We start from the raw sequence: 12,196 nt of genomic DNA, 5'->3' as shown, positions 1-12,196 counted from the left end.
CGTTCACTCCTCCCCGAAGCGGTCGACGAGGTGCGAGTTGACCCCGTCCGCGTCCAGGCGCCGGGCCACCAGGTATCCCGCGCCCATCCACGCCCGCCTGGTCCAGTTGCCGAACGACACCCGCGTGCCCGGTGCTCCGGCGGCCGCGGGCAGCATCTTGACCCGCTCGAGGGCCTCCTTGACTCCGCGCGGGCTCAGTGGATGGGCATCGGTGAAGGCCCGCAGCAGCGTCGTGGCGACGTCCCGGTTCACCACGGGCACACAGTATTCGGGCCGCCGGCCGTACCTGTCCTGATAGCTGTCCAGGAACTGCTGGCCGATCTGGTTCTGCTCGTCGTACTGGTCCACGCCGGTCCAGCCCATGAAGGCGTTCCACATGATCGGGTTGATCCAGGCGTTCTGGAAGGCCGTGCTGGTGAACCGCGGCGGATCCCAACCCAGGGCCTCCAACGCGGGATTGACGAATACGATGCCGAACCCGAAGCCGCAGTGCACAAGCGCGTCGGGCTTCGCCTCGTAGATGCGGTTGACGGCGTCGCCCACGTCCTGGGCGGTCTGCGCGATCCGCGCCTCGGCCACGATGTCGATGCCCCGGCGCCGCGCAGCGGTGCGGAAGTGCTTGAAATAGGTGTCGCCGACCAGCGACTGCTCGACGAGCGCACCCACCCGGCCGTGTCCCCCCTTGGCCAGCAGGTCGGCCCAGAAGATCGGCTCGTCGGTGAGCGATCCCTGGGGGAACGAGAACGTCCACTCACCCAGCCAGTCGTCACTGCCGGTGACGCTGAGGGCGGGCACCCGGAACCTCTCCTCGATCGCCTCGCGGGTGGGCACGCAGTTGTCCGAGATGTGCGGGCCGAAGACCGCCAGGCAGCCCTCGTCGACGAGTTCGCCGTAGGCGTCGATGACGGCCTTGACCGACCCCTTGGGCAGCCCCTCAACCTCCCGGTAGACGATCTCGATCGGACGATCGATCACGCCGGCGGCCAACGCCTCGGAGAACACCAGATCGAACGGGTTGGAGAGATCCTCCTTCATCTCCTGCGGATACAGCTCAGGCAGTTTGAAGTCCATCAGATAGCCGATCTTGATCGGCTCGGCGGTGCTCTCGTAGGACATCTGTTCTCCGCTCGTCAGGAAAGTGGGGGTACCGAAGATTTGTTCACAGGTCGGGATCACTGCGCAGATACGCGTCGACCATCTCGAGAAGCCCGCGCGTCACTGACGAATCGTCGGTCAGCGGTCCGGCGATGGCAGCCTTGGCGGCCTCCCGGGGCGTCAGCCCCTCGGCGATGAGCTGGCCGGCGGCGATCAGCACGCGTGTGGACGCCACCTCGCGCAACCCACCGGTCTCGAGTCGGCGGATCGCCTGGCCGAGTGTCACCAGTTCGGCGGCCACCCCGGGCGCCACACCTGCCTCGGTGGCGACGATCTTCTCTTCGACATCCGGTGTCGGATAACCGAACTCGATGGCCACCATGCGCTGCCTGGTGGAGTCCTTGAGGTCCTTGAGCACGCTCTGATAACCCGGGTTGTACGAGACGACCAGGCCGAACCCGTCCGCCGCGTCCAGGGTCTCCCCGAGCCGCTCGATCGGCAGTTGACGGCGGTGGTCGGCCAAGGGGTGGAGCACCACGGTGGTGTCCTGACGCGCTTCGACGACCTCGTCGAGATAGCAGATCGCACCCTGGCGCACGGCCCGCGTGAGTGGACCGTCGACCCACTCGGTGTCACCGCCGCGGAGCAGGAAGCGCCCCACCAGATCGGCGGTGGTCAGATCGTCATGGCACGACACGGTGATCAGGGGCCGGCCGAGGTCGTGGGCCATGGCCTCGACGAAACGGGTCTTGCCGCATCCTGTTGGACCCTTCAACACGATCGAAAGCCCCTGCCGATAGGCGGCGCGGAACACCTGTTCCTCGTTGGCGACGGGCACGTAATACGGCCTTGGCGATTGCACCGGCTTCGATCCCTTCTCGTCGGTGACAGGAGCCTAACGCGGAACAGATGTTTGGTTCAAGGGTGTCAGGACACTCGCCGGCGGGTGTCGGCGGTGCGCAGCGCGGCGCGGAACAGCGGCCCGATGTGATCGGCCACCTGGGCCGGCCTGGGGATGGCCGCATGCGCGGCACTGCCGAACACCTGCTGGAGTTCTCCGCTGTCGGTGGCCGCCCCGACGGTCAGGCACAGGCAGCCCACCCCCCGTCGGCGCGCCTCCGACAGTGCTCGCCTCGCGTCGGCGGCGCCGTATCCGCGCTCATAACCGTGGTCGTAGGCGAGGCCGTCCGACAGCACCACCAGCAGCCGTCGCGACGTGCCGCCCTTCTCCTCGATGACGGCGGTCCCGTGCCGGATCGCCGCACCCAACCGGGAGTACGCCCCAGGCACCAGACTCGCCAGGCGCTGCAGAACTCGCAGGTCGAGATGCTCATCGAACCGCTTGACCGGCTGCATGTTCACCGCATTCCTCCCCTGGGAGGCGAATGCGTAGAGCGCCACCCGATCGCCGAGCTCGTGCAGTGCGGTGCTGAGCGCGACGACGGCCTCTCGCTGCTGTCCATGCACGATCTGTCCATACGTCCCGGCCTCAGCGGCGGACCCGGAGACGTCCAGCAGGATCAACACCGCAAGATCCCGCCGACGCCGCAGGCTGTCGACGTAGACCGCCTCGTCCGGCACCGACCCGGCCAGGAGTTCCGCCCGCGCCTCGACCGCGGCGTCGACATCGATGTCATCCCCCTGTGCCTGGCGATGGCAGCGGTCGAGACCGATTCCCAGTCGCGTCAGCGGCCTGCGCAGTGCGTGCACGTCGGGGCGACCCAGCACAGCATTGGGATCGACATCGGGGTCGGTCTCCCGCACCGTGCACCAGTCCGGCCGATACCGCCTGCGGTGCAGATCCCATTCCGGATATCGCCAGCCCTGCTCGCGGGAGTTGTCGGAATCCATGTCGATGGCCGAGGCGCTGGAGATGACCGCACCCGCCCCGCGAGTCCCCTTCGGTGACCGATGAGTGGGGGTGTCAGCCCCCGGCGATCCGCCGCCACTGAGTTTTCGCACCCGTTTCAGCATGCGCTGCAACAGCTTTCCGGCGAGTCCGCCGCCGCCGACGGGGCTCGAGAACGGATCCATCATGTCGTCGTCAGCCGAGTCGTCGTCGGCATCGTCGAGTCCGGCGAGTTCACGGCTGGCCTGCTTTCGCGGCGCGTGACCCGCCGGCTCCACCGACGAACCCGCCGCAGCGTCGACGGCCACGAGCCGGCGCGGCCTGATGGTCCCGAACAGGGGTGGCGCGGCCACGGTCGTACGCTTGGCGACCTGCAGCGATTCGGCCGGCGATGTGGTCTGCCGCGCGAGATCGATGTCGATCAGGGACCGCACCGCATACGGAAGCAGGTCCTCGTTGGTAGCGAGCGCGCGGTTCCCCTCGACCGCCAGGTACCGCGCCGCCAGCTCGCCCCGGCGCCGCAACCTGCGCACGACACTCGAGGTCAGACTGCCGGCGGCCAGCAGGGACGCCTGCACAGCGACCGACGTCAACTGGTCGCCCGGACTGTCTGCAGCACCGACGTACACGACGGTGCCGTCCGTCCACGCCGGCTCACCGGGTTCGGCGGCCGCCACTGAGACGGTGCGGCCCGCCAGGGCCGACGCGAGCATGCCCAACCGCTTCGGATCGTCGGATTCCACGCCACCTCACCTTGACCAAAGATCTGTTCCAACGTACGGTCGGCCCATTCTGGAGTCAATGCCCAGCTCGCCAAAGCGTAAGGAGTACCGCGTGATCGACTTCGCGGAACAGGTCGCGGTGGTGACCGGAGCAGGACGCGGACTGGGCCGTCATTACGCACTCGCGCTGGCACGCCGGGGTGCCGCCGTGGTCGTCAACGACGTGGGCGGAACCATGGCAGGCGACGGCGTGGACACCGGGGTGGCCGATCAGGTGGTCGCCGAGATCGCCGCGGCCGGCGGCCGCGCGGTCGCGTCCTACGACTCGGTCGACACCCCTGCGGGCGGTGCGGCCATCATCGGGCGTGCGCTCGACGAGTTCGGACGAGTGGACGCCGTCGTGAGCAATGCGGGGATCTTCAACAGCATCGCGTTCGAGGACCTCACCCCCGACGATTGGGGCCGCATGCTGCGCGTGCACCTCGACGGCGGATTCCACCTCGCCCAACCCGCCTACCGCGCGATGAAGGATCAGGGTTACGGGAGATTCGTGTTCGTCGCGTCCTCCGCCGGGATGTTCGGACAACACCTCGAGGCGCACTACGCCGCGGCCAAAGCGGGCCTGGTGGGGTTGACGAACGTGATCGCGCTCGAAGGTGCTCCCCACGGCATCCTGGCCAACACGGTGCTGCCGTTCGGACTGTCCCGCATGGTCACCGAGTCCGTGGGGGATCCGGACGGGCTGCCCGACAACGTGCTCTTCCGATCGATCCGGCCCGAGTTGGTCGCTCCGCTCGTGGTGTACCTGGCCAGTCGGGCCGCTCAGATCAGCCATCAGAACTTCTCGGCCTGCGCTGGACGGTTTGCGCGCGTGTTCGTCGGCCTGGGCCAGGGCTGGCTCGCAGATCCCGGCGCCAACCCGACCGCGGAGGACATCGAGGCGCATCTCGCCGAGGTGTCGGCCGCGGAGCCCTTCACGATCCCCGGTTCGATCTACGATGAAGTCTTCGATGTCACCGCGCGTCTCGAGCAGGCCGGCTGACCCGCAGCAGCACCGGTCAGCGCGACTCCGCCACGCCCGTTCACCAGGGCTACTCTGGTAGCGTCAAACAAATATTCGGTCGGGCCGAGAAGCCCAGCGCCGAAGCGGATGCAGTGGAGGTGTGGTGGCTCGTTCCCAGCTGACCGCGGGGTCGCGGAACGTGCCGGAGCGCTCACCCCGGGGCCGGCACAAGTCGTCCGAGGAGACCGCGGATCGCACCCGGCGCGACGAGATCCTCGAGACCGCCGCGACGTTGATCGCCACCTCCGGACTGCGGACCTCGCTGCAGGAGATCGCGGACGCCGCGGGCATTCTGCCGGGAAGCCTCTACCACCACTTCGAGTCGAAGGAAGCCATCCTCGTCGAGTTGCTTCGGCGTTATCACCAGGATCTGGATCGCATCGGCCAGCAGGCCCTCGACCGCCTCGACGACCCCGAACCGCGGCCGCCGTTCGAGCGCATCGCCCAATTGGGCGCGGCCATCGCACGATGCGCCGTCGCGCATCGCGCCGCGCTGCAGATGTCGTTCTACGAGAGCCCCAACCCCAATCCTGAGCTCACCGAACTGGCCCAGCTGCGTCCCACCGCCACGCTGGAGGCGATGCTGCAGACACTGCGCACCGCACGCTGGAGCGGATACCTGCGCTCAGATGTCGACCTGCCCATCCTGGCCGACCGCATCTGCCAGACCATGCTTCAGGTCGGCCTGGATGTCATGCGGCACAACGCGGCACCCGACAAGGTCGCAACGCTGTTGTGCCGCATACTTCTTGAGGGCATCGCGGGCCGCGAGCTCAGCGACGCCAGCCTGGACTCCTCGGCCGCCTTCGTCGCCGCTGATCAGGTCGTGCAGTCCTGGATCGCCGAGTCCGGCGAGGACCCCTCCGACAAGGCTGCTCAACTTCGGGCGGTCGCACGGGCCGAGTTCGGTCGCCGCGGCTACGAGGGGACGACGGTCCGCGACATCGCATCGGCCGCCGGACTGGGCACCGGCACGGTGTACCGGCTCATCGGCTCCAAGGACGAACTGCTGGCGTCGATCATGCAGTCCTTCGGCGAGAAGATCGCGGTCGGCTGGACCAGCGTGCTGCGCTCCGACGCGTCGACCATCGAGAAGTTCGACGCGCTGAGTTGGATCCACACCAACGCGCTGGACCAATTCGGGGACGAGTTCCGTATCCAGTTGGCCTGGATGCGGCAGTCTCCGCCGGACACCCCCAACCCGGGCTGGCTGTACGCCAAGCGGGTGCGTCAGGTGAAGACCCTTGTCTCCGAGGGCATTCGATCCGGTGACATCAGGTTCGACAGTCCGTCGAACGAGATGCTGGCCCGCGCCCTCATCGGGGTGGGCTGGATTCCCGAGAACATCCTCAAGGAACTCGGCACCCGGCAGTCACAACTGCACGTGCGCGACACCAGCCTGCGCGGCGTCGTACAGCGCGAGGCACCCTAGCCACTGCCGAACACGTATCGGGGCAGGGTGTTCGGGATGTCGAGCGAACTCAACAGACCCGCCGGTGCCTCGACCACATAGGGGATGGCGTTGACCACCCGCATCGCCGTCGCCGTCATCGCCGCCCGGCCCGCTCCATGTCCCTCCGCCACTCCGAGCGTCATGGCGCAGTGCACATCGGGATCCCCCTCGATGTCCACGCGGTAGGTCGCGTCGCTGTCGGACCGCGGCCAGTCGGGCGCGACATGGCGCGCCATCCGGATGATGTGCTCGACGACAATGGCCTCCCGGCCGTCGACCACGCCTGCTGCCCTCGTGCGGACCGCACCGCAGGTGCCCGCCCGAATGGTGCCGAATGCCACGTCGATGTCACGGTCGGCGAGCCTGCGGTCGAGTGAACCGCGGATCTCCGAGACCTCGGCCCCCAGAGCGTCGCCGATGAGTCTGATCGGTGCCCGCCATGCCATTTCGATGAAACCAGGTGTCTGGAGCATGGGAACGAAGTCGAGAGGGCGGGCGAACCCCATCCCGTTGATCATCACCTCCGCAACCGGGTAGTGGTCATTCAGGGAGACCTCGGAGACCGTCAGACATCTGATGCTCTTCGACTGCGTGGTCAACAGCAGTGCCAGCTGGTCGGATCCGAATCCTGGGAAGATGCCCGACGCGTAGAACGATGTATCACCGGCCTTGGCGGCCGCCTCCAACTGCTGGCGCCACTCGGGCGAGAAGTACGCGGGCGGATACACCAGACTGGTCGAGGTCGTGGAGACCACGTTGATCCCCGATTCGAGAAGACGCAGGTAGTCCGGGACGGCCCCGGCGTCGCGCTCCGGCCCGCTCGCGCTGTACACGACACAGTCCGGCCGTGCTGCGATGAGCGCGTCGCCATCGCGGGTGGCGGTCACCCCGAGCGGTTCTCCGCCGGCCAGAAGACCGGCATCGACGCCATCCTTGTCCGGCGAATGCACCCACACACCCACCAGTTCGAGGTCGGGTCTGCGCACCACGGCGTCGATCGCCGCCGATCCCACGCCGCCTGTGGCCCATACGACGACACGCACCGGTTCCGACATTGCTCATGCTCTCCCGTCACGCCGATTCTGCGGCGTTGGCGCCAGCCGCCGACAACTCAGCCGTCGGCCCACCGTGTTCAGGTGCCCTGCCCGCATGTGGAAACCTCAGGGTGAACATCGGGTTCTCGGATGCAGGGCTCACGCGCACACGCTAACCTAACATTTGTTCTGAACGGGTGGCATCGTCGAAACGCGCACACCTCTTGACCGCGTTGGAATGGTCCTGTTAGCTTGCCGGAGCATAGGATTCGGTCCACCTGCGAAACCGAGGTGCCTGGGATGGCAAACACCGAGACAGTGCGCAGCCACTGGCACCCTTAGGGCGGCCAGTGGTCTTTGGCGGCCGCCGGGCAAACTTTTCCACATTCTGACCCCGCTGCCGCATTCGCGTCGAAATTCGTTGAACAGGGGTCTTGGGGGGAAGGTCACGGAGGTTGAGACACGGGACGCTGCGACCGCTGGTGGGGCTGCTCGGCGTCGCCGCGCTTGTCGCCGTGATCGTGCTTGCGGCAACACTTTTCCGTGGTGGATTCACCGCGTCGGTGCCCGTCACCGTGCTCTCGGGGCGTGCAGGGCTGGTGATGAATCCGGACGCCAAGGTCATGCTGCACGACGTCCAGGTGGGCAGGGTCAGTGCCGTTGAGGACCGCGCCGACGGTACGGCCGCGATCCACCTGGCAATCGATCCGGAGCGACTGTCAGCGATCCCCGCTGACGCAGGCGTAGATATCACGTCCGCAACAGTGTTCGGCGCCAAGGCGATTCACTTCATCGTCCCCGAGAACGCCTCGGACGCCGGGCTGCAGCCCGGACAGGTGATCGCCGCCGATCACGTGATGCTGGAGATCAACACACTTTTTGAACAACTCGTCTCGGTGCTGAGTGCGATTCAGCCGGACAAACTCAACGAAACCCTCGGCGCAATCTCGTCGGCGATGAACGGTCGCGGAGATCAGATCGGCGAGTCGCTGAGGGACTTGAACTCGTTCCTCACTCAGGTCAACCCGCACATCGATGCGCTCAACCGTGATCTGGCCGCCGCTCCTGTCGCGGTGCGCGCCTACGCCGACGCCGGGCCGGATCTGATGTCCATCATCGACTCCTCGGTGCAGATCGGACGCACCGTGGTGGACAGGCGGGACGATCTGGACCGGGTGCTGATCAGCGCCATCGGACTGGCCCGCACCGGAGACGAGGTGCTGGCCCAGAACGGTCAGCCGCTGGCCGAGGTGCTGCGCCTGATGGTGCCCACCACCACCCTTGCCGACAACTACAAAGCCGGACTGACCTGTGGCCTGGGCGGCGTGCGGAATATGGCCAACAATGCCCCGCTCAATGTGCCCGGCGTCGAGGTCATGGCCGGGTTCCTTTGGGGGCAGGACCGGTATCGCTATCCCAACGATCTGCCGAAGGTTGCCGCCAAAGGTGGCCCGCAGTGCACGGATCTGCCGACCGTGCCCTACGGCAAGACGCCCCCCTACGTCGTCACCGACAGCGGCACAAACCCGTGGAAGTACAACAACCCCGGCATCGTGCTCAACTCCGATCTGCTCAAGCAGATCATGTTCGGCCCCATCACCGGCCCGCCCCGCAACAGTGCACAGATCGGTCAGCCCGGATGAGGCACCGTCAGTCCCGCGTCGGGCTCAAGTTCGGTGTCTTCGCCGTCGTCATGCTCATACTGACCGCGGGCGTGTTCGCGGTGTTCGGTCAGTACCGCAGTGGCTCGACCGTCGGCTACTCCGGGGTGTTCTCCGACATCTCCAGCCTCAAAGCCGGCGACACCGTGCGCTTCGCGGGCGTGCGGGTGGGCACTGTCCAGAAGCTCACCATGCAGCCCGACAAGACGATCGTGGTGGATTTCGACGTCGACCGCAGCCTCGCGTTGACCGATGGGACTCGGCTGGCGGTGCGCTACCTCAATCTGGTCGGAGACCGATTCCTCGAGGTCGTCGACGGGGCCGGCCCGCCGGGCATCCTCCCGGCGGGTGGGCGGATCCCGGTTGACCGAACGGCGCCGGCTCTGGACCTCGACACCCTGCTCGGCGGGCTCAAGCCCGTGATCCACGGGCTCAACCCGCAGGATGTCAACGCGCTCTCCGCGTCCTTGGTTCAGATCATCCAGGGCCAGGGCGGAACCATCGAGTCCCTGCTCTCGCGGACGTCGACGTTCTCCAACGCGTTGGCCGACAAGAATCAGGTCATCGACTCGCTGATCGACAATCTGCGCAACACCCTGAGCACCCTGGCTTCCGAAGGTGATCAATTCTCGACTCTGATCAGCCGATTGGAGCGGCTGATCAGCGAGTTGGCCGCCGAACGTGAACCCATCGGCGCGGCCGTCGACGCCCTCAACGGCGGCACTGCGGCGCTGCAGGGTCTGCTCACCGACGTACGTCCCTCGCTCGCCGGCGGACTCGACCAGCTGTTCACCCTGGCGCAGAACATCGAATCCAAGCACGACCGCATCGAGACGTCCCTGGAGAAGGCGCCCGAGAACTACCGCAAGCTGATCCGGATCGGAAGCTACGGCAGCTTTGTCAACTACTACATCTGCTCGCTCGGTATCCGCGTCACGGATCTCGAGGGGCGCACCGCGGTCTTCCCGATGTGGAAGCAGGAGAACGGAAGGTGCGCTGAGCTCTGATGCTGAAATACCGTGGGCCACATATGATCCGGAACGGATTCATCGGCATCATGCTGGCACTGCTGGCCGTCGCGGTGGGATTGGCCCCCGAGCGGATCCTGTCGTGGGCCACCGCGGTTCAGTATCAGGCGGTGTTCACCGACGCGAGCGGACTGACGGCCGGCAACAATGTCACGGTGTCGGGCATGAAGGTCGGATCCGTCACGGAGATCGCCCTGCGGGAGCCCAACGCCGTCGTCCGCTTCACCGTGGACGGTCGCACTGCGCTGGGTTCCACGACCACCGCCCACATCCGGACCGGGACTCTGCTCGGCGAACGCGTGCTCACCCTCGAGTCCAGTGGCAGCGGACCACTGCGGCCGCACACCACCATTCCGACGACGCGGACGTTCTCGCCGTACACCCTGACCGACGCGGTCAGCGATCTGACCACCAACACCGAGGGAACCGACACCGCCAGCCTGAATCAGTCGCTGGACACCCTCAGCGCGACACTCGATCAGGTTGCCCCACAACTGGGTTCGACCTTCGACGGAGTCACACGCATCTCTCAGGCCCTGGCGGACCGGAACACCGCGCTGGCCGACCTGTTCCGCAGCGGACGCGACGTGACGGAGGTGCTGTCCCAACGCACCGAACAGGTCAACACCCTGATCCTGAACGCCAACGACCTGCTCGCTGTGCTGGCCGACCGCAGACACGCCCTCGTGGAGTTGCTGGCTCACACCTCAGCGGTGGCTCGCGAGGTCACCGGCCTGGTGCACGACAACGAACAGGAACTCGCGCCCACCCTGGAGAAGCTGAACACGGTGCTGGCGATGCTCGAACGCCAGCGCGACAACATCGCGAAGGCCCTTCCCGGACTGGCGAAGTTCCAGGTCACCCTCGGCGAAACCGTGGCTTCCGGGCCGTTCTACACGGCCTACATCCCAAACCTCGACCTGCCGCCCATCCTTCAGCCGTTCTTCGACTACGCTTTCGGCTTCCGCCGCGGCGTCAACGCCGGACAACCACCCGACAACGCCGGTCCGCGCGCCGAGATTCCGTTTCCGTACAACGGAATTCCTGAGAGTCCGCCACGGTGACACGCAGACGGATCAGAATCCTGACGGCGGCGGCGCTGGTGGCACTGGTGGTGGGCGCGGGTGTGTTCGTTGCCCAGCTCCGACTGCTCGCACCCATGACCGTCACGGCGATCTTCCCCAGTGCACACGGCATCTACCCCGGCGACGATGTCCGAGTGGCCGGGGTCAAGGTCGGTACGGTGACCGACATCTCGCCCGCTGGGACCACCGTGACGGTGACCCTGAAGGTCGATCACGGCGTGCGGGTGCCCGCCGACGCACGGGCCGTGATCGTCGCGCAGAACCTGGTGTCGTCGCGGTTCGTCCAACTCGCTCCGGGCTACACGGGGGGTCCGTTGATGGCCGACGGAACCGTCATCCCCGACGACCGCACCGCGGTGCCCGTGGAGTGGGATGAGGTCAAGGAACAGCTCAACCGGCTCGCGACGGACTTGGGGCCCACACTGACCGACGGGTCGAGTTCCATCGGACGATTCATCGACAGCGCCGCCAACGCCATGTCGGGCAACGGCGACAAGCTCCGGAACACCCTCGCGCAGCTGTCCAAGGTGGGACGCGTGCTGGCCGAGGGCAGCGGGGACATCACCGAGATCATCAGGAACCTGAACACTTTCGTCGCTGTCCTGCGCGACAGCAATCAACAGATCGTGCAGTTCCAAGACCGGTTGGCATCACTGAGCAGCGTGCTCGACGGCGGCCGGTCGGATCTGGACGCCGCGCTGACCAACCTCAACGAGGCCGTCGTCGAGGTGCAGCGGTTCGTGGCGAACACCCGGGACAAGGCCGCCGAACAGGTCACCCGCTTGGGCAACGTCACCCAGAACCTTGTGGACCACCGCGACGACCTGGAACAGGTGCTGCACGTGTCACCCACGGCGATCGCCAACGCCTACAACATGTTCGACCCTCGGACCGGTGGGGCAAGCGGCGTCTTCATTCTCAACAACATGTCGAACCCCAGCATGTTCTTCTGCGGCATGATCGGGGCGCTGGAGAACGTCACGTCCGTCGAGACCGGGAAACTGTGTGAGCAGACCCTCGGCCCCGGGCTCAACGCGATGAACTTCAACTACCTGCCGTTCCCGTTCAACCCGCTGATGACCAGCGCGCCGTCCCCCGGCAAGCTGATCTACTCCGAGCCGTCGCTGCAACCGGGTGGGCCCGGGACCGTCTCGGACTTCATGCCGATCGCACCGCAGGATTCGGCTTATCCGTCCCCACCCAACC

The 12,196-nt window shown here is 66.6% G+C and carries 11 protein-coding genes; 6 read left to right on the top strand and 5 right to left on the bottom strand.

Going from position 1 to position 12,196, the window contains the following annotated elements:
- Positions 1-3: 3 nt before the first annotated feature.
- The 3 genes from A5727_RS03290 to A5727_RS03280 form a co-directional block, all read right to left on the bottom strand.
- Positions 4-1,116 carry an ABC transporter substrate-binding protein gene (locus A5727_RS03290; protein WP_068244425.1) on the bottom strand — a complete coding sequence of 371 codons (1,113 nt, stop codon included), beginning with the start codon at positions 1,114-1,116 and terminating at the stop codon, positions 4-6.
- Positions 1,117-1,159: 43 nt separating this feature from the next.
- Positions 1,160-1,957 (bottom strand): CbbQ/NirQ/NorQ/GpvN family protein, encoded by a 798-nt coding sequence (locus A5727_RS03285; RefSeq protein ID WP_068244422.1) that lies wholly within the window; start codon positions 1,955-1,957, stop codon positions 1,160-1,162.
- A 65-nt stretch (positions 1,958-2,022) separates the two neighbouring features.
- Positions 2,023-3,657, bottom strand: coding sequence for a nitric oxide reductase activation protein NorD (locus A5727_RS03280; RefSeq protein WP_082949578.1), 1,635 nt, complete (start codon positions 3,655-3,657; stop codon positions 2,023-2,025).
- A 121-nt stretch (positions 3,658-3,778) separates the two neighbouring features.
- Between A5727_RS03280 and A5727_RS03275 the strand changes: the two genes are divergently transcribed.
- Both A5727_RS03275 and A5727_RS03270 read left to right on the top strand, forming a co-directional pair.
- Entirely contained in the window at positions 3,779-4,708 is a 930-nt protein-coding gene (locus A5727_RS03275) for an SDR family NAD(P)-dependent oxidoreductase (RefSeq protein WP_068244415.1), read from the top strand.
- 160 nt (positions 4,709-4,868) lie between these two features.
- On the top strand, positions 4,869-6,161 hold the full coding sequence (locus A5727_RS03270) for a TetR/AcrR family transcriptional regulator (protein ID WP_068244547.1): 1,293 nt from the start codon (positions 4,869-4,871) through the stop codon (positions 6,159-6,161).
- Here the strand turns inward: A5727_RS03270 and A5727_RS03265 are convergent.
- Positions 6,158-7,237, bottom strand: coding sequence for an NAD(P)H-dependent amine dehydrogenase family protein (locus A5727_RS03265; RefSeq protein ID WP_068244412.1), 1,080 nt, complete (start codon positions 7,235-7,237; stop codon positions 6,158-6,160). The two genes, A5727_RS03270 and A5727_RS03265, sit on opposite strands and share 4 nt — an antisense overlap.
- Positions 7,238-7,253: 16 nt before the next feature.
- Complete coding sequence (locus A5727_RS28330) at positions 7,254-7,379, bottom strand: hypothetical protein (protein WP_286150015.1); 126 nt, start codon at positions 7,377-7,379, stop codon at positions 7,254-7,256.
- A 292-nt stretch (positions 7,380-7,671) separates the two neighbouring features.
- Between A5727_RS28330 and A5727_RS03260 the strand changes: the two genes are divergently transcribed.
- From A5727_RS03260 to A5727_RS03245, 4 genes are all read left to right on the top strand, one after another.
- The gene (locus A5727_RS03260) at positions 7,672-8,859 is read left to right on the top strand and encodes an MCE family protein (RefSeq protein WP_068244408.1); all 1,188 of its coding nucleotides are present in this window, start codon (positions 7,672-7,674) and stop codon (positions 8,857-8,859) included.
- On the top strand, positions 8,856-9,884 hold the full coding sequence (locus tag A5727_RS03255) for an MCE family protein (RefSeq protein ID WP_068244405.1): 1,029 nt from the start codon (positions 8,856-8,858) through the stop codon (positions 9,882-9,884). Before A5727_RS03260 ends, A5727_RS03255 begins: the two co-directional genes overlap by 4 nt.
- Positions 9,884-10,969, top strand: a complete 1,086-nt coding sequence (locus A5727_RS03250) for an MCE family protein (protein WP_068244402.1) — start codon at positions 9,884-9,886, stop codon at positions 10,967-10,969. Before A5727_RS03255 ends, A5727_RS03250 begins: the two co-directional genes overlap by 1 nt.
- Positions 10,966-12,196, top strand: a 1,231-nt coding sequence (locus A5727_RS03245) for an MCE family protein (RefSeq protein ID WP_068244399.1), incomplete at its 3' end; no start/stop codon positions are given. The genes A5727_RS03250 and A5727_RS03245, both read left to right, overlap by 4 nt.

Source organism: Mycobacterium sp. ACS4331, assembly GCF_001667265.1.
Classification (GTDB): Bacteria; Actinomycetota; Actinomycetes; order Mycobacteriales; family Mycobacteriaceae; genus Mycobacterium.
Note: the sequence above shows the minus strand (reverse complement) of the source record. Positions and strands in the feature narration are given on the sequence as shown.